Origin of the sequence: Streptomyces sp. NBC_01537 (assembly GCF_045040445.1) — a bacterium.
Lineage (GTDB): Bacteria > Actinomycetota > Actinomycetes > Streptomycetales > Streptomycetaceae > Actinacidiphila.
The window spans coordinates 5,849,294-5,868,783 of the sequence record NZ_CP109392.1; the positions used below are offsets into that span (position 1 = coordinate 5,849,294).

21 protein-coding genes are annotated in these 19,490 nt (G+C 71.1%); 9 read left to right on the forward strand and 12 right to left on the reverse strand.

The window, feature by feature from the left end; translation table 11 throughout:
- Nucleotides 1-150: 150 nt before the first annotated feature.
- Nucleotides 151-786 carry a TetR/AcrR family transcriptional regulator gene (locus OG607_RS26985; protein WP_405728612.1) on the forward strand — a complete coding sequence of 212 codons (636 nt, stop codon included), beginning with the start codon at nt 151-153 and terminating at the stop codon, nt 784-786.
- A 122-nt stretch (nt 787-908) separates the two neighbouring features.
- Nucleotides 909-2,438: an MFS transporter gene (locus OG607_RS26990; RefSeq protein WP_405728615.1), complete on the forward strand. Its 1,530-nt coding sequence runs from the start codon at nt 909-911 to the stop codon at nt 2,436-2,438.
- An 80-nt stretch (nt 2,439-2,518) separates the two neighbouring features.
- Here the strand turns inward: OG607_RS26990 and OG607_RS26995 are convergent, their stop codons facing one another.
- Entirely contained in the window at nt 2,519-3,286 is a 768-nt protein-coding gene (locus tag OG607_RS26995; RefSeq protein ID WP_405728618.1) for a hypothetical protein, read from the reverse strand.
- Nucleotides 3,287-3,317: 31 nt separating this feature from the next.
- Nucleotides 3,318-4,106, reverse strand: a complete 789-nt coding sequence (locus OG607_RS27000) for a dioxygenase (protein ID WP_405728621.1) — start codon at nt 4,104-4,106, stop codon at nt 3,318-3,320.
- Nucleotides 4,107-4,206: 100 nt separating this feature from the next.
- Between OG607_RS27000 and OG607_RS27005 the strand changes: the two genes are divergently transcribed.
- Nucleotides 4,207-4,728 carry a MarR family winged helix-turn-helix transcriptional regulator gene (locus tag OG607_RS27005; RefSeq protein ID WP_405728624.1) on the forward strand — a complete coding sequence of 174 codons (522 nt, stop codon included), beginning with the start codon at nt 4,207-4,209 and terminating at the stop codon, nt 4,726-4,728.
- A 14-nt stretch (nt 4,729-4,742) separates the two neighbouring features.
- Here the strand turns inward: OG607_RS27005 and OG607_RS27010 are convergent, their stop codons facing one another.
- On the reverse strand, nt 4,743-5,369 hold the full coding sequence (locus tag OG607_RS27010; RefSeq protein WP_405728626.1) for a peptidoglycan-binding protein: 627 nt from the start codon (nt 5,367-5,369) through the stop codon (nt 4,743-4,745).
- A gap of 232 nt (nt 5,370-5,601) precedes the next feature.
- On the reverse strand, nt 5,602-6,129 hold the full coding sequence (locus OG607_RS27015) for a GNAT family N-acetyltransferase (protein ID WP_405728629.1): 528 nt from the start codon (nt 6,127-6,129) through the stop codon (nt 5,602-5,604).
- Nucleotides 6,130-6,305: 176 nt separating this feature from the next.
- Here OG607_RS27015 and OG607_RS27020 point away from each other — a divergent pair, with 176 nt between their 5' ends.
- The 5 genes from OG607_RS27020 to OG607_RS27040 all read left to right on the forward strand — a co-directional run bounded on the left by OG607_RS27020 (nt 6,306) and on the right by OG607_RS27040 (nt 11,517).
- On the forward strand, nt 6,306-7,292 hold the full coding sequence (locus tag OG607_RS27020; protein WP_405728632.1) for an RNA polymerase sigma factor RpoD/SigA: 987 nt from the start codon (nt 6,306-6,308) through the stop codon (nt 7,290-7,292).
- A gap of 178 nt (nt 7,293-7,470) precedes the next feature.
- On the forward strand, nt 7,471-8,253 hold the full coding sequence (locus OG607_RS27025) for a DeoR/GlpR family DNA-binding transcription regulator (RefSeq protein WP_405728635.1): 783 nt from the start codon (nt 7,471-7,473) through the stop codon (nt 8,251-8,253).
- Nucleotides 8,250-9,200 (forward strand): 1-phosphofructokinase, encoded by a 951-nt coding sequence (pfkB, locus tag OG607_RS27030; protein WP_405728638.1) that lies wholly within the window; start codon nt 8,250-8,252, stop codon nt 9,198-9,200. The genes OG607_RS27025 and pfkB overlap by 4 nt, the downstream gene beginning before the upstream one ends.
- A gap of 37 nt (nt 9,201-9,237) precedes the next feature.
- Nucleotides 9,238-11,259: a fructose-specific PTS transporter subunit EIIC gene (locus tag OG607_RS27035; protein ID WP_405728641.1), complete on the forward strand. Its 2,022-nt coding sequence runs from the start codon at nt 9,238-9,240 to the stop codon at nt 11,257-11,259.
- A 96-nt stretch (nt 11,260-11,355) separates the two neighbouring features.
- Nucleotides 11,356-11,517: a hypothetical protein gene (locus OG607_RS27040; RefSeq protein ID WP_405728644.1), complete on the forward strand. Its 162-nt coding sequence runs from the start codon at nt 11,356-11,358 to the stop codon at nt 11,515-11,517.
- A 46-nt stretch (nt 11,518-11,563) separates the two neighbouring features.
- On the opposite strand, the gene mscL (OG607_RS27045) is transcribed toward OG607_RS27040, so the two are convergent.
- The 3 genes from mscL (OG607_RS27045) to OG607_RS27055 form a co-directional block, all read right to left on the reverse strand.
- Nucleotides 11,564-12,046, reverse strand: a complete 483-nt coding sequence (gene mscL / locus OG607_RS27045; protein ID WP_405728647.1) for a large conductance mechanosensitive channel protein MscL — start codon at nt 12,044-12,046, stop codon at nt 11,564-11,566.
- A gap of 32 nt (nt 12,047-12,078) precedes the next feature.
- Nucleotides 12,079-12,480, reverse strand: coding sequence for a large conductance mechanosensitive channel protein MscL (mscL, locus tag OG607_RS27050; RefSeq protein ID WP_405728650.1), 402 nt, complete (start codon nt 12,478-12,480; stop codon nt 12,079-12,081).
- Between the two features lie 82 nt (nt 12,481-12,562).
- Nucleotides 12,563-13,030 carry a hypothetical protein gene (locus OG607_RS27055; protein WP_405728653.1) on the reverse strand — a complete coding sequence of 156 codons (468 nt, stop codon included), beginning with the start codon at nt 13,028-13,030 and terminating at the stop codon, nt 12,563-12,565.
- 305 nt (nt 13,031-13,335) lie between these two features.
- Here OG607_RS27055 and OG607_RS27060 point away from each other — a divergent pair, with 305 nt between their 5' ends.
- Entirely contained in the window at nt 13,336-13,962 is a 627-nt protein-coding gene (locus OG607_RS27060; RefSeq protein ID WP_405728656.1) for a pyridoxamine 5'-phosphate oxidase family protein, read from the forward strand.
- Here the strand turns inward: OG607_RS27060 and OG607_RS27065 are convergent.
- The 5 genes from OG607_RS27065 to OG607_RS27085 all read right to left on the reverse strand — a co-directional run bounded on the left by OG607_RS27065 (nt 13,940) and on the right by OG607_RS27085 (nt 19,395).
- Nucleotides 13,940-14,953 (reverse strand): zinc-dependent alcohol dehydrogenase family protein, encoded by a 1,014-nt coding sequence (locus OG607_RS27065; protein WP_405728659.1) that lies wholly within the window; start codon nt 14,951-14,953, stop codon nt 13,940-13,942. The two genes, OG607_RS27060 and OG607_RS27065, sit on opposite strands and share 23 nt — an antisense overlap.
- Before the next feature lie 51 nt (nt 14,954-15,004).
- Entirely contained in the window at nt 15,005-15,838 is an 834-nt protein-coding gene (locus OG607_RS27070; protein WP_405728662.1) for an S-methyl-5'-thioadenosine phosphorylase, read from the reverse strand.
- Between the two features lie 82 nt (nt 15,839-15,920).
- Complete coding sequence (locus tag OG607_RS27075) at nt 15,921-16,283, reverse strand: FmdB family zinc ribbon protein (RefSeq protein ID WP_405728665.1); 363 nt, start codon at nt 16,281-16,283, stop codon at nt 15,921-15,923.
- A gap of 65 nt (nt 16,284-16,348) precedes the next feature.
- Nucleotides 16,349-17,650, reverse strand: a complete 1,302-nt coding sequence (locus OG607_RS27080; RefSeq protein ID WP_405737073.1) for an MFS transporter — start codon at nt 17,648-17,650, stop codon at nt 16,349-16,351.
- A gap of 200 nt (nt 17,651-17,850) precedes the next feature.
- Complete coding sequence (locus tag OG607_RS27085; protein ID WP_405737075.1) at nt 17,851-19,395, reverse strand: potassium/proton antiporter; 1,545 nt, start codon at nt 19,393-19,395, stop codon at nt 17,851-17,853.
- Between the last annotated feature and the right edge of the window lie 95 nt (nt 19,396-19,490).

The following is a 19,490-nucleotide window of genomic DNA, read 5'->3' on the forward strand; positions in this document are numbered from 1 at the left end:
CTGCTGCCGTTTTCGCGATGTGATGCCTGATGTGATGCAGGTCACATCAGGTCCCCGAAATATCCGGGGACCCACTCCCCGTTTGCACTGACGTCGCAACGAACCGGGGAATCGCTCCCCGTATACGAGCCGGAACCGAGGAGTGCCATCGTGGACCGCACATGCCGTGTCGTCCCCCGACTGCGGGCGGACGCGTCGCGCAACCGGGACCGGATCGTCGCGGCGGCGCGCGAGCTGATGGTCGAGTACGGCGCGGAGGTGCCGCTCGACGAGATCGCGCGGCGGGCGGGGGTCGGAAACGCCACGGTCTACCGGCATTTCGCGGACCGTCAGGAACTGATGTTCCAGGTGACGCTCTCGGTCGTGGACCGCGTGGTGGAGCTGGCCGAGACCGCGCACGCCGAGGAGGCGGACGCCTTCGAGGCGCTGCGGCGTTTCGTGCTGGGGGCGGCGGAGGAGCGGATGGGGGCGTTGTGCTCGATGCTGTCGGACTCCTTCGAGCGGCGTCACCCGGAAATCCACGCGTCCCGCGATCGCTTGGAGCGTGCGGTCACGGACCTGATGGACAGGGCGCGAAGCTCTGGCCAGCTCCGTACGGACATCGCCATCGGTGACCTCATGGTGGCGATCGCCCAGCTCACCCGGCCGCTGCCGGGAACAGCGTGCGTCGGCATGGACCGATTCGTCCAGCGGCACCTGCATCTGTTCCTCGACGGCCTGCGCGCACCGGCGCGCTCAGAACTGCCCGGAACCGCAATCACCTTCGAGGAGCTCCAGCGCGTCTGACCTGATGGCGTCACCGCACACTTCGGCACCCGTCACCTGCCGCATTCACTGACGAATTCACTGACGAATTCACTGACGAAACGTCCGTTTTCAGTTCTCCGCACCAGTTAGTGGGTCAACCCATGCCAGAAACGGCTGCTCAAGCACTCCTGCCGGACCCCCGGCGCTGGAAAGCGCTGGCCTTCATCGCCATTGCCCAGCTGATGGTCGTCCTCGACGCGACCATCGTGAACATCGCCCTTCCCTCCGCCCAGGCCGACCTCGGCATCTCCGAGGGCAACCGCCAGTGGGTCATCACCGCCTACGCCCTCGCCTTCGGCGGCCTGCTGCTCTTCGGCGGGCGCATCGCCGACCTGTGGGGCCGCCGGCGTACCTTCGTCGCCGGTCTCGCCGGCTTCGCGGGTGCCTCCGCGCTCGGCGGAGCCGCCGTCAACGAGGGCATGCTCTTCGGCGCCCGTGCGCTCCAGGGCGCCTTCGGCGCGCTGCTCGCGCCCGCCGCCCTCTCCCTTCTCGCGGTGATGTTCACCGAGGCCAAGGAGCGCGCCAAGGCGTTCGGCATCTACGGTGCCATCGCGGGTGGCGGCGGCGCCGTCGGCCTGATCCTCGGTGGCGTGCTCACCGAGTACCTCGACTGGCGCTGGACCTTCTTCGTCAACATCCCCTTCGCCGCCGTCGCGACCGTCGGCGCGATCCTCGTCATCCGCGAGCCGGAAGGCGCCCGCAACAGCTCCAGCCTGGACATCCCCGGCGTCATCCTGGCCACGTCCGGCCTGGTCTCGCTGGTCTACGGCTTCACGCGCGCCGAGTCCGACGGCTGGGCCTCCGGCGTGACCATCGGTCTGTTCGTCGCGAGCGCGGTGCTGCTGGCGACCTTCGTGTTCGTGGAGTCCAAGGTCAAGGCGCCGCTGCTGCCACTGCGCGTCGTCCTGGACCGCAACCGGGGCGGGGTCTACGCCTCGCTGGGCCTGGCCATCATCGCGATGTTCGGTCTGTTCCTGTTCCTCACGTACTACCTCCAGATCGTCGAGGGCTACTCGGCGCTCAAGACCGGCTTCGCGTTCCTCCCGATGATCGCGGGCATGATCACCGGCTCCACCCAGATCGGCGCCCGCCTGATGACCCGGGTCCCGCCGCGGCTGCTCATGGCCCCCGGCTTCCTGACCGCGGCCGTCGGCATGCTGCTGCTGACCCAGCTGGACGTCGGCAGCTCGTACGCCGGTCTGATCCTCCCGGCGGAGCTGCTGCTCGGCCTCGGCATGGGCACCGCCTTCATGCCCGCCATGAGCCTGGCCACGCACGGCGTCCAGCCGCGCGACGCCGGGGTCGCCTCCGCGATGGTCAACACCTCGCAGCAGGTCGGCGGCGCCATCGGTACGGCTCTGCTCAACACCATCGCGGCCAGCGCCACCACCGCCTGGGTCGCCGCGCACGGCTCCGAGGCGGCCACGCTCGGCAAGCAGGGCTTCATCAACGCGGCCGCCGTCCACGGCTACGCCACCGCGATCTGGTGGGCTGTCGGCATCCTGGCGGTCTCGGCGACCATCGCGGCCGTCCTGATCAACACCGGTCAGGGCGACAGCGGCCCGGCCGCCTCGTCCGGCGACACCGAGGGCGTCGAGGACGCGGTCTCGGTGCCGGTCATCGCGCACTGATCCGTACGCCTAGGCGTACGCGGAACGCAGAAGGGCCCCGCCTCGTGCAAGGAGGCGGGGCCCTTCCGTTCTCCGGGCGGCTATTCGCCCTCGGGGAAGGTGTACGAGCTCGGCACCTTCACCTTGGCCGTGTCCGCGGCCTTGCCGTAGACGATGGCGATCTCCTGGTGCGCGGCGAGCTTGATGGCGCCGGGGTTGCCGGTCCGCTCCTTGCCGTTGACGTACACGTGCAGCTCGTCGCCGCCACCGGTCTTCAGGCCGCCGATGGCCTTCTCGCTGAGGGCCACATCCCACTCGGTCATGACCTGGCCGAGGGTGAAGTCGGCCTTCGTCGGCGACTCGATGTGGATGACGCCGGTGGTGTCGTGCGTGTGCAGCGGGCTGAGCTGCTGCTGCTCCTCGTCGATGCCGATGTCCGCCGGTACGGTGACCGCCTTGCCGTTGACGAAGACGTCCAGGTGGGCGTGGATGTGCAGCACCTGGCCCTCGGTGCCGAGCATGGGCAGCCCGGCGGCCTTGGCACGGGCCGACGCGGCCTTGGGGGCGGCCCACGGCGGGCTGGTGGCGGCGCCCTTGACGGCGGTCAGCGGGGTGGCGGGGACGGACTTGATGCCGTTGCCCTGGCCCTTGGCGGAGGTGGTGCTGTCCCCGCCCGCGTTGTGGACCAGGATCGCGCCGCCGACGACCCCGCCGGCCAGCACCAGCACACCGGCGGTGACCGATATCCGGCGTATGAGGGTGCGCCGCGCCTCCGCGCGCCTGGCCGCCTCGCGCTGCGCCGCGACCCGGGCCCGGCGCTCGGCGGTGGTGGCCTTGGTGCTCTTGGTGCTCTTGGCGTTCTTGCTCATGTGGTGGTCGGGCCCCGTTCGTGTTCTTCGGTCAGCCGATCTGGACGGAGCGCTTGGCCATGCCCATCCAGAAGCCGTCGATGACGCTGCGCTGCTCCCCGAGCTCACCGTCGGCCGCACCGAGGGTAACGAACAGGGGTGCGAAATGTTCCGTTCGGGGGTGCGCCAGGCGCCCGGCGGGGGACTTGCGCTCGAAGTCCAGCAGTGCGTCGATGTCCTGCGCCTCCAGCGCGCGGTGACCCCAGTCGTCGAACTCCGAGGACCAGCCCGGAACCCCGCCGCCGGCGTGCCGCAGGGCGGCCAGGTTGTGGGTGAAGAAGCCGCTCCCGACGATCAGTACGCCCTCGTCGCGCAGCGGCGCCAGCTTCCGCCCGATCTCGTACAGCCCGGCCGGGTCGAGGGTCGGCATCGACACCTGCAGCACCGGGATGTCGGCCGCCGGGAACATCTCCACCAGCGGGACGTACGCCCCGTGGTCGAGGCCGCGGTCCGGGACGTCCTGCACGGGGGTGCCGGCGCCGCGCAGCAGCTTGCGTACGGATTCGGCGAGGGCGGGGGCGCCGGGGGCCGCGTATTGGACCTCGTAGTAGTGCCGGGGGAAGCCCCAGAAGTCGTAGACGAGCGGCACGGTCGTGGTCGCGCCCAGGGCCAGCGGGGCCTCCTCCCAGTGGGCGGAGACCATGAGGATGGCCTTCGGCCTGGGAAGCCCGGCGGACCAGGCGGCCAGCTCGCCCGGCCAGACGGGGTCGTCGGCGAGGGGTGGGGCGCCGTGCGAGAGGTAGAGCGCGGGCATGCGCTCTTCGCTGGTGGGGGTGGTCATGGCCGTCCGCTCCTCGGTGACTCCTTGAAGATTCAAGCTAGCAGAAACAAACATATGCCCGGGTGATTGAAAATTCAAGTTAATGTCATAAACTGGCATCATGACGACGACCGTGACCGCCGAACCCCGTTGGCTCAGCGAGGAGGAACAGCGCGCCTGGCGCGCCTACATGGCCTCGGCCCAACTGGTCTCTGACGCCCTCGACCGCCAGCTCCAGCGTGATGCCGGCATGCCCCACGCCTACTACAGCCTGCTGGTGTGGCTCTCGGAGACCCCTGAGCGCCGCATGCGCATGACGGAATTGGCCGAACGCTCGAAGATTACGCGCAGCAGGCTCTCCCACGCCATCTCCCGGCTGGAGCAGAACGGCTGGGTCCGCCGCGAGAACTGCCCCAGCGACCGCCGCGGCCAGCTCGCCGTCCTCACCGACGAGGGCTTCGCCGCCCTCGCCGCAGCCGCCCCCGGCCACGTCGAGGCGGTCCGCAACGCCATCTTCGACCGGCTCAGCCCCGAGCAGATCCAGCAGCTCGGCGAGATCCACCGCGTGATCGCGGCGGGCCTGCAGCCGAAGACGGGCGCGGGCGGTGAGGGTACGGCTGCCGATCTGCCCTGGCTGCGCTAGGTGCGCCGGCTGCGCTAGCTGCTGCTTGTGCGGGCTTCGAGATCGCGGCGGGTCGCGTCGCCGTACTCGCCGTCCTCGTCACCCCGGATCCCGTACCAGAGCTGGAAACGGGCCACCGCCTCGGCGAGGACGGAGTCGTACTTTCCGTCCACCTTCCCGTCCGGATAGACATCCGGGATGCGCAGCAGCCGCGACTGCAGGTCGGACACCGCCGATCCGCTGTCCCCCTGCCGCAGCACGCCCGCCTGCGCCTGGTACTGCGCCGATGCGCTCGCCGAAGGCCGCGGCGTGCTTCCCCCCGCAGCCGCCGCGTCATCGGTGCCCGGCACGATCACCCGCGCCGTCAGCACCGTCGCCAGCAGGAATCCCGCCCCCACGCTCACCCCGACGATCAACGTCAGCCGCGCCCGCCTGCCCCGCCACCTCGGCGCCGTGGGCGCCGCCGGCGCCTCCGACGCCGGGACGCTGCTCAGCACCTGCGTGTCGTCCTCTTCGCCGGCCGCGGACGCGGGCTGCTCCGCCGCCGTTGTCGCGACCTCGGCCGGCCGGAACAGCTCATCGTCGTCCAGCCGCCGGGCCGTTCTGAGCGGCCCGATGACCCGCGTCGGCTCGATGACCGTGCGCCTGGATTCGGTTGCCACGTCAGCCTCCTTGGCCTCAAGTGCCTCCCCTTGTTGGGAGGTTAGAAGCGGCGGTCACTGATTCGGGTGACATTTCCCGTTGTCCGGCGCCGGAGGCGGCGTATGCGCTAGCGGCAACTTTCAGCCCGTCCGGCGTTTGAGGACACGCCCGCAGGGCGTTCGGGGGCCCCGGGGGCTTGCCCCCGGTTTCGGGAAGGGGCGGGGTGGGGAAACCCCCTCACCCACCGCGCCGCTAGCGCGATCGCTCCGAACCGAGTTCCTTCTCGAACCAGGCCACATCCCAGTAGCGCCCGAACTTCCGCCCCACCTCCCGGTACACCCCGATCGGCCGGAAGCCGAAGCGCGCGTGCAACCGCCCGGAAGCCTCGTTGGGCTGGGCGATGCCGGCGTACGCGCGGTGGACGTCCTCGCCCGCCAGGGCCTCGAAGAGCGAGGCGTACAGGAGCGTGCCGATGCCCCGCCGGCCCGCGTCGGGGGCGCAGTAGACGGTGACCTCGACAGAGGTGGCGTACGCGGCCTTCGGCCGGAAAGGGCTGCTGGTGGCGTAGCCGAGGACACGACCGGCCTGCGAGGCAACCAAAAGCCGGTAGGGACCGTCTTCCGGGTGGGAGAGCAGCCACGGGCGCCGCTGCTCCAGGGTCAGCGGCTCCACGTCGAACGTGATCGGGGTCTCACGGACGTAGTGGTTGTAGAGATCGGTGAGGGCCTGCAGATCGGCCTCTCGACCGGGCCTGACCTGGACTTCCGTACGCTCTGGCAAGATGTGACCTCTCTGCGTGGCGGCACAGGGTACTGCAAGATCGTAAAAATCGGCGGGCTGGGTGGGAATTGTGTCCGGATTCCAGTCGTTATCTCTTTTCGAGTGGGCAGTCGCAAGGTAAGTGCGAACCGCACCACCCAACCGACACCCGACCGAACTTTCGCAAGGGAGCACGCATGGCAACCCGTGCCGTCGCCCGTCGTACCGCAGGCGGGAGCAGCAGCGCTCGCGCAGGGCATGGCGAGATCGCGGATCGCGACCTCGTCGGAATGTACCTGGACGAGATCGCGCGTACGCCGCTGCTCGACGCCGCGCAGGAGGTCGAGCTTTCCAGGGCGATAGAGGCAGGCGTCTACGCCGAGCAGCTCCTCGCGGGAGAGGAGCATGGTCCGGGCGCGGACGCGAGCCGCGAGGAGCTCGAGGCGATAGCCGCCGAGGGCCGACAGGCCAAGGACGTCTTCATACGGTCCAACCTGCGCCTCGTCGTCGCCGTGGCCCGGCGCTACCCGCGCAGCGGCCTCCCGCTGCTCGATCTCATCCAGGAGGGCAACGCAGGCCTGGTCCGCGCGGTGGAGAAGTTCGACTACGCCAAGGGCTTCAAGTTCTCCACCTACGCGACCTGGTGGATCCGTCAGGCCATCACCCGGTCGATCGCCGACCAGTCCCGGACCATCCGGCTGCCCGTCCACCTCGTCGAGGAGCTGGGCCGTGTCCGGCGCGTCCAGCGCGAGTTCAACCGCGAGCACGGGCGAGACCCCGAGCCCGCCGAGATCGCCGCGGAGCTGGACTCCACCCCGGAGCGCGTCGCCGATGTGCTGGACTGGGCACGTGACCCGGTGAGCCTCAACATGTCCGTGGACGACGAGGGCGAGACCCAGTTCGGCGATCTGGTCGAGGACACGTCCGCCGCCTCCCCGGAGGACTCCGTCCTCGTCATGCTCCGCCGTGAGGAGCTCGAAGACCTCATCGGCCGCCTCGACGACCGCACCGCCTCCATCATCCGTTCCCGTTACGGCATCATCGACGGCCGCGAGCGCACCCTCACCGAGGTCGGCAAGCAGCACGGCCTCACCCGCGAGCGCATCCGCCAGATCGAGAAGCACGCTCTTGCCGACCTCAAGCGCATGGCCCGGGCATCGGGTCTCGCGTACGAGGCGGCCTGACCGCCGCACCATCCCCGCAGAGCCGAGCCCCCAGTGCCTTCCCCCCGGCACTGGGGGCTCACTGCTGCGCGTGCCCGGTCGTGCCCGAAATGTTGCCCGAACTTGTTTACATACCCGCAACGCGGGCGTACGGTGAGCCGAAACAACAGGTTCGGACACGAAACGGACTCACTCAGACATGTACGCACCCGAGCGCCAGCAGGAGATCCTGCGCCTCGCCCGCGAACGCGGCCGCGTCGAAGTCCCGGCTCTCGCCGAGGAGTTCGACGTAACGCCGGAGACCGTCCGCCGGGACCTGAAGGCGCTGGACCGGGCCGGCCTGATCCGGCGCGTGCACGGCGGTGCGATCCCCACCGGCCGACTGGACTTCGAGCCGGACCTGAGCGAGCGCGAGGCGACCGCCGCCACCCAGAAGGACCGCATCGCGAAAGCGGCACTCGCGGAGCTGCCCGCCGAGGGCAGCGTCATCATCGACGCCGGCACCACCACCGCCCGCCTCGTGACCGCCCTGCCCCTGGACTCCCGCCTCACCGTGGTCACCCACGCGCTGCCGATCGCCGCCCGCCTCGCGGAGTACCCGGACCTGACCCTCCACCTCGTCGGCGGACGCCTGCGCCACCGCACCCGCGCCGCCGTCGGCGAGTGGGCGCTGCGCGCGTACGAGGACATCAACGCGGACGTGACCTTCATCGCCGCCAACGGCTTCTCCCTCGCCGACGCCGACGCGGACGGCAAGGGCGGGCTGACCACCCCCGACCTCGCCGAGGCGGCCGTCAAGCGGGCCATGATCCGCGCCGCGCGCCGGGTCGTGCTGCTCGCGGACTCCGCGAAGTTCGGCCAGGCCCACTTCGCCCGCTTCGGCGAGCTGGCGGACGTGGACGTACTGATCACCGACGAGGGGCTGAGCCCCGAGGACGCCCGCGCGATCGAGCGGGCCGGGACCCGGGTGGTGCGCGCATGATCGTGACTGTAACTCCCAACCCCAGCCTGGACCGTACGTACGAGGTGCCGTCGCTGGCCCGCGGCGAGGTGCTGCGCGCGACCGGCGACCGGGTCGACCCCGGCGGCAAGGGCGTCAACGTCTCCCGCGCGGTGGCCGCAGCCGGTCACCGAACGATCGCCGTGCTGCCCCTGGGCGGGCCGGAGGGCGCGCTGCTCAGCCGCCTGCTCATCGAGCAGGGCATCGAGGCGGCCGGGATGGAGATCGAGGGCCGGACCCGGATCAACATCTCCGTGGCCGAGCCCGACGGCACCCTCACCAAGATCAACGCGGCCGGGCCATACCTCACCCCGGCCGAGTCCGAGGCGCTGCTCGACGCCGTGCGCACCCGCTCCGAAGGCGCCGACTGGATCGCCTGCTGCGGCAGCCTCCCGCGCGGCCTCGCCCCCGCCTGGTACGCCGAACTGGTCGCCCGCGCCCACCGCGCCGGCGCCCGGATCGCCCTGGACACCTCCGGCCCCTCCCTGCTCGCAGCCCTGCGCGAGCGCCCCGACGTCGTCAAGCCCAACGCCGAGGAGCTCGCCCAGGCCGTCGGCCGCCCGCTGCTCACCATCGGCGACGCGGTCAAGGCGGCGGAGGAGCTGCGCACGATGGGCGCCGGCGCGGTGCTCGCCAGCCTCGGCGCGGACGGCCAGCTGCTGGTCGACGAGACGGGCGCGTACTACGGCCACGCGGATGTCCCCGCCGGCGCGGTGCGCAGCAACGTCGGCGCGGGAGACGCCTCGCTCGCCGGCTTTCTCGCCGCGGGCGGCACCGGCGCCGCCGCCCTCGCCTCGGCCGTCGCGCACGGCGCGGCCGCCGTCCAGCTCCCCGGCAGCGTCATGCCGACGCCCGAGGACCTCGAACCCTCGGCGGTCATCACGACCGCCGATGTGCCGACCGACCGTCTCCTGCGGGAGCCGGCGTGAGGAATTACGTCCCCACCTCCCGTAATGGAGCCGCGCGATGAGCGACATGATCACCGCGGATCTGGTCGATCTCGACCTGACCGCCGAAACCAAGGAAGCGGCGACGCGTTCCCTCGCGGAACGCCTGGTCAGTGCGGGCCGGGTCACCGACCTGGACGGCTTCCTCGCCGACGTTGCCGCCCGTGAGGAGCAGATGCCCACCGGCCTCGACGGCGGCATCGGCATCCCGCACTGCCGCAGCGAGCACGTCACCGAGCCCTCGCTGGCCTTCGGCCGCAGCGCCGCCAGGGTCGACTTCGGCGCCCCCGACGGCCCGGCCGACCTGATCTTCCTCATCGCCGCCCCGGCCGGCGCCGACAGCGACCACCTCACGATCCTGTCCGCCCTGGCCCGCCGCCTGATGGACGGCGACTTCACGGGCGCGCTGCGCGCCACGGACGACGCGTCCTACGCGGCCGCCCTCATCCGCGGTGACGCGGAACCCCAGACCGCCGTCGCGCCCCCGACTTCGGGAGTGGCCTCCTATGAGGGCGCGACGGCTACCACCTCCGAGCCGGAGAAGCCCTTCCGGATCGTCGCGGTGACCTCCTGCCCGACCGGCATCGCCCACACCTACATGGCTGCCGAGTCCCTCGAGCAGGCCGCGGCCGACAAGGGCGTCGAGCTGACGGTGGAGACCCAGGGCTCCGCCGGGTTCACCCGGATCGACCCGGCCGTCATCGCCTCCGCCGACGCCGTGATCTTCGCCCACGACGTCGAGGTGCGGGAGAAGGAACGTTTCGCTGGCAAGCCGACCGTCGATGTCGGCGTGAAGGCGGGCATCAACCGCCCCGGCGAGCTCATCGATGAGGCGCGCGGCAAGGCGGCGCGCGGCGAGTCCACCGCCCCGGCCGCCGCGGGTGGCGCCCCGATGTCCGTGGGTGCCGGAGCCAACGACCACTTCGGCATCAAGCTCCGCAAGTGGCTGATGACCGGCGTCAGTTACATGGTCCCGTTCGTCGCGGCGGGCGGTCTGCTGATCGCGCTCGGCTTCGCGCTGGGCGGCAGCGACGGTTACCTGGTCGCCAAGATGCCCTCCGTCACCGAGCACTTCGACTGGGGCCAGATCGACAGCTGGGGCGCCCTGAGCTTCCAGATCGGCGTCGCCGCCTTCGGCTTCCTCGTCCCGGTCCTCGCCGGATACATCGCCTACGGCATGGCCGACCGGCCGGGCCTCGTCCCCGGCTTCGTCGGTGGCGCGATCGCCCTCACCATCAACGCGGGCTTCCTGGGCGGCCTGGCCGCCGGTCTGATCGCGGGCGGCGTCGTCATCGCGATCCAGAAGATCAACATTCCGCCGGTGATGCGCGGCATCATGCCGGTCGTGGTGATCCCGCTGCTGTCCTCGATCGTTGTCGGCTTCCTGATGTTCCTGGTGATCGGCAAGCCGATCGCCTCGGCCCAGAAGGGCATGACCGACTGGCTCAACGGCCTCTCGGGCACGAACGCCATCTTCCTCGGCATCATCCTCGGCCTGATGATGTGCTTCGACCTCGGCGGCCCGGTCAACAAGGTCGCCTACACCTTCGCCACCGCTGGCATCGCCGTCGCCAGCCCCAGCGACTCCGCCATGAAGATCATGGCTGCCGTGATGGCCGCCGGCATGGTCCCGCCGCTGGCCATGGCCCTGGCGACCACGGTCCGGGGCCACCTCTTCACCGAGACCGAGCGCGAGAACGGCAAGGCCGCCTGGGTCCTCGGAGCCTCTTTCATCTCCGAGGGCGCGATCCCCTTCGCCGCCGCCGACCCGCTGCGCGTCATCCCCTCGGCGATGGCAGGCGGCGCCGTCACCGGCGCCCTGAGCATGGCCTTCGGCAGCACCCTGCGGGCCCCGCACGGCGGCATCTTCGTGGTGCCGCTGATCGGAAAGCCCTGGCTCTACCTGATCGCCATCGCGGCGGGCACCCTGGTCACCACCGCCCTCGTCGTTCTCCTCAAGGGCCTTCGCAAGGCCCCCGAGCCCGCCCTCGCCGAGGCTTCCCCCGCCCCGGCCGAGGCAAAGGTCCCGGTCGCCGCGTAGAGCCCGCACCGCCCCTGTACCGGCCCGGCCGGACGTCGCCCCCCGACGCCCGGCCGGGCCGCCTGCCGTACGGCAGCCCGCCCGTACCCTTGACCCATGAGCACCGAACCAGTCCCGGCCGCGTTGATCTTCGACGACCCGCTGGACCAGCCGTCCTCGGACGACACCGACACCGCCTGGGGCGACCGTCCCACCCCCGCCGGCAGCGCGGCCGACCTCGCCCGCTTCCTCGACGAGAAGCCCCCGCACCACGTCTGACCTCTTCCGGGGGCCCGGGGCCGGAGCCCCGGAACCCCGTCAAGGTCTAGCGCTTCACCCACGTCCCGCCGTGGTCCTGCCCCGGCACGGCCGGGCCGCGGCCGGCGGCCTCGCGCGCGAGCAGATCGCGGATCTCCACGAGCAGATCCACCTCGGTCGGAGGAGCCGGCGTGCCGTCGCCGTCCTTCAGTTGGCCGCTCTTGCGCCGCTCGTTGAACGTGTTCATGGGCAGAATGAGCCCGAAGTAGACGACCGCCGCGGTGATCGTGAACGTCAGCATCGAGGTGAGCACGGAGCCGTATGCGATGGCGACACCCGACTTGACCCCACCGGTCGCGCTGACAACGCAGTTGTCCTTCAGGCACCACGCGTAGCCGTCGAGGTTCTTCGTGCCGATGAGTCCGACGACAGGGTTGATGATGCCCTTCACGAATGCGTCGACGATCTTGCTGAACGCAGCGCCGATGACAACGGCGACAGCGAGTTCCACGACGTTGCCACGCAGCAGGAAGGCCTTGAAGCCCTTCAAGAGATGTTCCTTTCGAGCAACCCGTGTCCCGCCTAGCGGCGCTCGGCCAGCAGGTCACGGATGTCGGTGAGCAGTTCGGCCTCAGAGAGTACGGGCTCGCCCTCCGCCTCCTTGCGTCGGCTGTACGCATTGAGCGGAAGCACGACCGCGAAGTACACCGCGGCGGCGGTCAGGGTGAAGGTGATCAAAGCCCCGATCACGGAGCCCCACAGGATGGAGACCCCCTTCGTGACCTCGCCGCCGACCACTACGCACGGGCCCTTCAGGCAGGAGTAGTACGAGTCGAGGTTCTTCGAACCGAAGGCTCCGATCAACGGATTGAGCACGCCGTTGACAAAGGCGTCGATCACCTTGCTGAAGGCAGCGCCGATGACGAATGCGACAGCAAGCTCGACGACATTGCCGCGCAACAGGAATTCCTTGAAACCCTTCATACTGGCTGATTCTTCGCTTCTCTCCCGAAGCGGCCACTACGCCGCACCTGTATGAGCGTTGATTGCACGCTTTCGAGTGCCTTCAGCACAGCGCCACCCCCAGCGGTGAGCTCACGGCTGCTCCCGAGAGTGCGGCGGCCGTGGGGCGCGGCACCGCCAGCACGATGAGCGCGCCGCCACCGCCGTCGGCCGGTCCGCCGCCGGCCCCCTCGCCGGCCGCCGCGGCGTCCGGCACGCCCACCACGGGCGCGGACCTGGCCACGACCCGGGCTCCGGCGAGCACGTCCACCCGGTCGCCGGGCCTGAGCAGCCGGACCGCCGCCGCGTCGGCGATCCTGACGGGCGCCCGCACCACCTCCCGGGCCGCGACGGGCGCGGTGGCGGCCCGTGGGACCGCGCGCACCACCCGGGTGTCGCCGCGCGGGGCGGCGGCCGCGAGGGCCGCCGCGGTCACCGCCAGGCCCGCGGCCATCGCCCTGCGCCGGGCCCGGACCGCCTGGCGGATCCGGTGCCGCCCGCCACCGGCCCGGATCGGTCCGAAGGCCGGCACCCCGAAGGGCGGCGGAGTCCGCCCCGCGTGAACTTGAACCGCACTGTTCTCCGAGTCTTCCGACAACGCGACCACCCCTGCCACCACCAGATATTCCGCTGACCGTCTCCACCATGCCGCAGGTCGCCGACATTGGGCAGGGCCCTCTCCCCAGCCTGTGGATAACGCGCCAGCTGTGGATAACTCGATCACTCGTTCGATGGACATCTCAGGGCAACTCTGGCCAAGCGGCCCCGGGGGTGCTCTGCTGGTAACAGATATTCGTTCGAAACGCGAAGAATGCGAAGGCGGTGGAGGTGATGACCGTGCCCCACAAGACAGCGCACCACCCGGGGGACGTGGGCCGCCGGGTCGCGCTGAGGCGCGAACAGCTCGGGCTCTCGCTGGACGAGGTGGCGGAGCGGGCCGGCATGGCTCCGAGCTATGTGCAGTACGTCGAGGAACAGTCGGACACGATCGGGTCCAGCGCGCTGCTGAGGCTCGCCGCAGCGCTCCGCACCACCGGTAGACAGCTGCTCGGCGTGGGCCCCGAACATCCGGCCGAGGCCCTCGCGCCCCCGCCGCAGACCGTCCTGCAGGAACTGGGCACCGACGAGTGCTGGAACCGCCTGGGCGAACACGGCGTCGGCTGTCTCGCGCTGACCACGGATGAGGGCCCGGCGTTCCTGCCGGTGAGCTACGCCGTCATCGACGGCGCGATCGTCTACCGGACCGAGACCGGCGAGGCCCCGGCGGCCGCGGCGGGCTCCGAGGTCGCCTTCGAGATCGACCAGGTCGACGACGCGATCGCCGCCGGATGGAGTGTGCTCGCCGTCGGCACCGCCGAGCGCGTCACACCACCGGAGGAGGAGGCCGCGGGCAAACGGGAGTTGTGGATACGCATCGTCCCCGACCGGGTCAGCGGCTGCCTCATACGTGAGGCGGGGGAATGAGGACGGCGGCACCGTTGACCCGGTCGGCGGCCAGGTCGGTGAGGGCCTGGTCGGCGCGGTCCAGCGGATAGGGCGTGACGGTGGCACGGATCCCGATCCGTGCGGCCAGGGCGAGGAACTCCCGGCCGTCCTGGCGCGTGTTGGAGGTGACGCTGCGCAGCTCGCGCTCCTGGAAGAGGTGGCGCTGGTAGTTCAGCACAGGGATGTCGGTGAGGTGGATGCCCGCGACCGCGAGGGTCCCACCGCGGTCCAGGGCCTCCAGCGCCACCGGCACCAGATCGCCCACCGGCGCGAACAGCACCGCCGCGTCCAGCGGCTCCGGCGGCGGGTCGTATGCCCCGCCAACCGAGGCCGCGCCCAGGGACAGGGCCAGCTCGCGGGCGACCGCCGACCGGGTCAGCACATGGACGGTGGCCCCCTCGGCCAGGGCGACCTGCGCGGCCAGGTGCGCCGACGCCCCGAAGCCGTAGATGCCGAGCCGTCCGCCGGGCGGCAGAGCGCTGCGGCGCAGGGCGCGGTAGCCGATGATGCCCGCGCAGAGCAGGGGCGCCAGCTGGGCGGGGTCCTGGTCGCCGGGCAGCCCGTAGGCGTACTCCTCGGGCACCAGCGTGAAGTCGGCGAAGCCGCCGTCGGCGTCCCAGCCGGTGTACGTGGAGCGGGGGCAGAGGTTCTCGTGGCCGGCCGCGCAGTAGCGGCAGGTCCCGCAGGTGCCGCGCAGCCAGGCCACCCCGGCCCGGTCGCCGTCCCGGAACCGGGCGACCCCGGGCCCGGAGGCGACCACCCGGCCGACGACCTCGTGTCCCGGCACCGTCTCGCGCCGCCGGGGCGGCAGATCGCCCTCGGCCAGATGCAGATCCGTCCGGCAGACCCCGCACGCCTCGACCCGCAGCAACAGCTCACCCGGCCCGGGCTCCGGCACCGGCCGCCGCACCTTCACCAGCGGCTCTGTCACCATCGGCCCGGGCCGGTCCACGACCCACCCGCTCAGCATGCTTCCAGTCTGCGCCCGCAGACGTCCCGGGGCAGCCTCAGGGCAGCGGCCTCAAGGCAGATCGATACCGAGGTCGAGGCCGTCCAGGGCGCGGGCGCACAGGCAGTCGCGGTCGGCCGTCGTGGGGAGGGCGGCCACCACGTCGAAGAGGACCTTGCGGAGCCGGCCGACATTGGCGGCGAAAACCTGGAGGACCTCGTGATGCGAGACGCCCTCCCCGGTCTCGGCGCCCGCGTCGAGGTCGGTCACCAGCGTCAGGGAGGTGTAGCAGAGAGCCAGCTCACGGGCGAGTATCGCCTCGGGGTGCCCGGTCATCCCGATCACCGACCAGCCCTGCGACGCGTGCCAGCGCGACTCGGCGCGGGTCGAGAAGCGCGGGCCCTCGACGACCACCAGCGTGCCGCCGTCGACCGCCTCCCAGCCGCCCTCCCGGGCGGTCCGGACAGCGGCCTGGCGGCCCGCCGGGCAGTAGGGGTCGGCGAAGGAGACGTGGACGACGCCGGGCTGACGGCCGTCGGGCAGGGCCTCGCCGTCGAAGTAGGTCTGGGTGCGGCCCTTCGTACGGTCCATGAGCTGGTCCGGGACCAGGAGGGTGCCGGGCCCGAACTCGGGGCGGAGCCCGCCGACGGCGCAGGGGCCGAGGACCTGGCGCACGCCGAGGGAGCGCAGCGCCCACAGATTGGCGCGGTAGTTGATCCGATGAGGAGGAATGTGATGCTTGCGGCCGTGCCGGGGGAGGAAGGCGACTTCCCGCCCGGCGACCTTGCCGAGGAAGAGCGAGTCGCTCGGTGGGCCATAGGGAGTCTCGACCGTGATTTCCGTCACGTCGTCGAGAAACGAGTAGAAACCGGACCCGCCGATCACGCCTATCTCTGCCTCCGTCATGGGGGCAACTTAGCCGCTGAGGACACGCGTTCGGGCCCCGCCGAGCGAATCGGCGGGGCCCGAAGGAAAGATCAGGCCGAACTCAGGCGGCCGAGCTGCTGCTCGACGAGCTGGAACCCGAGCCGGAGCCGGAGGAGCCGGTCGTGCTCGACGAGGACGAGCCCGACGAAGACGAGCCCGACGAGGACGTGGACGAGGAGCTCGACGACTTCGAGTCGCCGCCGTTCGAGCCGCTCTTCGCCGCTGCGGGGGTGCTACTGGACGACGAGCTGCGGCTGTCGGTCCGGTAGAAGCCGGAGCCCTTGAACACGACGCCGACCGCGGAAAAGACCTTGCGCAGGCGTCCGTCACACGCCGGGCACTCGGTGAGCGCGTCGTCGCTGAACTTCTGCACCACCTCGAGGCCCTCGCCACACGCGGTGCACTGGTACTGGTAGGTCGGCACTTGTCCTCCTGGCACTCTCACTCAATGAGTGCTAACGACGGTCAATAGTGCAGCATTCCGCGGCGTCAGTCCACTGTGACCGGCACTTGGTGACTCATCCCACGGGCCACGACCCGGCTCGCGGGTCGCCCGGCCAGCCGGCCGCGCAGGGCGACCACCGTGGCCAGGGCCAGAGCGGTGCCGACCAGCGGTACGACAAATCCGGCGCCGGCACCGTATCCGTCGGCCAGCCGGCCGGCGACGGTGACAGCGGCGGCCTGTCCCAGGGCGACCGCGCCGGTCAGCCAGGTGAAGGCCTCGGTGCGGGCGGTGGCGGGCACCAGGCTCTCGACGAGGGTGTAGCCGTTGATCAGGGCCGGGGCGATGCAGAGCCCCACCATCAGACCGGCGGCGGCCATCAGCGGCACCGAGTGCACGGCCCACAGGGAGGAGGCGGTCAGGGTCAGGGCCGCGTAGCCGATGAGCAGGCGGCGGCGCGGGGCGGACTTCCAGGCGATGGCACCGCAGACGATGCCGGCGAGCATGTTGCCGGCCGCGAAGACCCCGTAGAGCACGCCGTTGATGCCCGGCTGCCCGACCTCCGCGGCGAAGGCAGTCAGCGAGACCTGCATGCCGCCGAAGACCGCGCCGATCCCGAGGAAGGCGACGGCCAGCACCCGTACGCCGGGCACGGACAGCGCCGAGGCGCCCCTGGGGGCGCTCTCAGCCCTGCGGCCGACGGCGGGCTGGGTGCGGCGCTGGGCGGCGAAGAGCAGCCCGCCGGCCAGCGTCAGCACGGACTCGGCGATCAGGCCGGCCGCCGGGTGGACGCTGGTGCACAGCGCGGTGGCCAGCACCGGGCCGATGACGAACGTGAACTCGTCCGTCACCGACTCGAAGGCGGCCGCCGTGGTCATCAGCGGCGAGCCGTCCAGCTTCGCCGCCCACCGGGCCCGCACCATCGGCCCGACCTGCGGCACCGACGCGCCCGCCGGCACCGCGGCCGCCAGCAGCGCCCACAGCGGGGCGTGCGCCAGCGCCAGCGCGGTCAGCAGCGCCACGGAGGCGGTGTGCACCAGCACGCCGGGCAGCAGCACGGCACCCTGGCCGTAGCGGTCGGCGAGCCTGCCGCTCTGCGGGGCGAACAGCGCCATGGAGGCGCCGGTGGCCGCGGCGATCACGCCTGCCGTGCCGTAGGAGCCTGACGTGTGCTCCACGAGCAGCACGATGCCGATGGTCAGCATCGCGAAGGGCTGCCGGGCCGCGAAGCCGGGCAGCAGGAAGGTCAGTGCGCCGGGCGTGCGGAGCAGCGGCCCGTAGCCAGGCCTGGACGACGACACACGAGAAGCCGAAGAAGAAGCCGAAGATGAAGACGAAGACGAACGAATGACCGTGGATGCCACGGCCGGGCCTTTCTGCCGCCTGGTAGCGAGCCCGGTCAGGTCACAGGGTCCGCCGAGAGCTGTCCTCTCGCGCCGTACCGGGGTAGATACCGGGTCGATTCATCAACACCCCGGCCGCCAAGCGGTCGCGCCAGCTCTTCATCAGACAGAGTCGCGTTTCGAACAAGTTACAACAGGCATGCATCCTAGCCTGTCCCGTTGCCGCCGTTGCCGCCGTTGCCGCCGTTGCCGCCGCTGCCGCCGTTGCCGCCCGTGCCCAGCCAGCCCGCGAGCTTTCCGCCGCGGCCGATCGCCCGCAGCCGCGCCTCCGTCTGGTCGCGCACCGGGTCGGTCGCCACCACGAGCAGTTCGTCCCCGCGCCGCAGCACCGTCGTCGGCAGCGGCACGAAGCTCCGCCCGTCACGTACGACCAGGGTCACCCCGGCCCCGGCGGGCAGCCGCAGCTCGCCCACCTCGACGCCGTGCATGCGCGACTCCTTCGGGATGCTGACCGACAGCAGATGCCCCCGCAGCCGCTCCAGCGGCGCCGACTCTATGCCCAGGTCCGCGGCCGCCTCCGAGTCGCTGAGCCGCAGCGCGCGCGCCAGCCACGGCAGGGTCGGGCCCTGCACCAGGGTGTATACGATCACCAGCACAAAGACGATGTTGAAGATCCGCTTGCTGTCCGCGATCCCCGACACCATCGGGATCGTCGCCAGCACGATCGGCACCGCCCCGCGCAGCCCCGCCCACGACAGCAGCGCCTGATCCCGCCACGGTGTACGGAACGGCAGCAGGCTGGTCAGCACCGAGACCGGCCGCGCCACCACCGTCAGCACCAGCCCGACCACCACCGCCGGCCAGATGTCGTCGCCCAGCTCATGCGGGGTCACCAGCAGGCCCAGCAGCACGAACAGGCCGATCTGGGCGATCCACGCCAGCCCCTCCGCGAAACCGCGGGTCGCCGGCCCGTGCGGCAGCTTGGCGTTGCCCAGGATCATCGAGGCCACGTACACCGCCAGGAAGCCCGAGCCGTGCGCCAGTGCCCCGCCCGCGTAGGCGAGCACGGTGATCGCCATCACCGCGATCGGGTACAGACCGGAGGCGGGCAGCGCCAGGTGCCGCATCGCGTACGCGCCGAGGAAGCCGAGCGCCAGGCCGACCGCCGCGCCGATCGCCAGCTCCAGGGATATCTCGCCGAGCAGCACGTACCAGTGCTCTATCGGCCCGGCCGTGGAGAAGGCGACGACGAGGATGACGACCGGGGCGTCGTTGAAGCCCGACTCCGCCTCCAGCACACCGGTCAGCCGGGACGGCAGCGGCACCCTTCGCAGCACGGAGAAGACGGCCGCGGCATCCGTGGAGGACACGACCGCGCCGACGATCAGCGCCTGCCGCCAGTCAAGGTCCACCAGATAGTGCGCCGCGGCCGCGGTTATGCCGACGCTCACCGCGACTCCGGCCGTGGCCAGCACGGCCGCCGCGCCGACCGCGGGTTTGATCTGCCGCCAGTGAGTGCCGAGCCCGCCCTCCGCCAGAATCACCACAAGTGCCGCATATCCCAGCACTTGGGTCAGTTCCGCGTTGTTGAAGTGGACGCCCAGTCCGTCCTGTCCTATGGCCACGCCGATGCCCAGATAGATCAGCAGACCGGGCAGCCCGCTGCGCGACGAAAGCCGCACCGCCACCACCGCGATCAGCAGCACCGCCGCGCACACCAACAGGAGTTCATTGAGCCGGTCGACAGTCAGGGGAGGATCCTTCCTCTGGCTAGGGTCTGGCTATCGGCAGGAAGGCCATTGCTTCATTGCCTTACCTAATATTTTACCTGTACTTGGGACTTGGA

What these genes read in the sequence shown, in the direction of transcription:
- pfkB (WP_405728638.1), top strand. Translation starts at nt 8,250, where the DNA reads ATGATCGTGACTGTAACTCCCAACCCCAGCCTGGACCGTACGTACGAG.
- OG607_RS27070 (WP_405728662.1), bottom strand. Translation starts at nt 15,838, where the DNA reads ATGACGGAGGCAGAGATAGGCGTGATCGGCGGGTCCGGTTTCTACTCG.
- OG607_RS27035 (WP_405728641.1), top strand. Translation starts at nt 9,238, where the DNA reads ATGAGCGACATGATCACCGCGGATCTGGTCGATCTCGACCTGACCGCC.
- mscL (WP_405728650.1), bottom strand. Translation starts at nt 12,480, where the DNA reads ATGAAGGGTTTCAAGGAATTCCTGTTGCGCGGCAATGTCGTCGAGCTT.
- OG607_RS27040 (WP_405728644.1), top strand. Translation starts at nt 11,356, where the DNA reads ATGAGCACCGAACCAGTCCCGGCCGCGTTGATCTTCGACGACCCGCTG.
- OG607_RS27000 (WP_405728621.1), bottom strand. Translation starts at nt 4,106, where the DNA reads ATGACCACCCCCACCAGCGAAGAGCGCATGCCCGCGCTCTACCTCTCG.
- OG607_RS27065 (WP_405728659.1), bottom strand. Translation starts at nt 14,953, where the DNA reads ATGCTGAGCGGGTGGGTCGTGGACCGGCCCGGGCCGATGGTGACAGAG.
- OG607_RS27005 (WP_405728624.1), top strand. Translation starts at nt 4,207, where the DNA reads ATGACGACGACCGTGACCGCCGAACCCCGTTGGCTCAGCGAGGAGGAA.
- OG607_RS26995 (WP_405728618.1), bottom strand. Translation starts at nt 3,286, where the DNA reads ATGAGCAAGAACGCCAAGAGCACCAAGAGCACCAAGGCCACCACCGCC.
- OG607_RS27020 (WP_405728632.1), top strand. Translation starts at nt 6,306, where the DNA reads ATGGCAACCCGTGCCGTCGCCCGTCGTACCGCAGGCGGGAGCAGCAGC.
- OG607_RS27025 (WP_405728635.1), top strand. Translation starts at nt 7,471, where the DNA reads ATGTACGCACCCGAGCGCCAGCAGGAGATCCTGCGCCTCGCCCGCGAA.
- OG607_RS26990 (WP_405728615.1), top strand. Translation starts at nt 909, where the DNA reads ATGCCAGAAACGGCTGCTCAAGCACTCCTGCCGGACCCCCGGCGCTGG.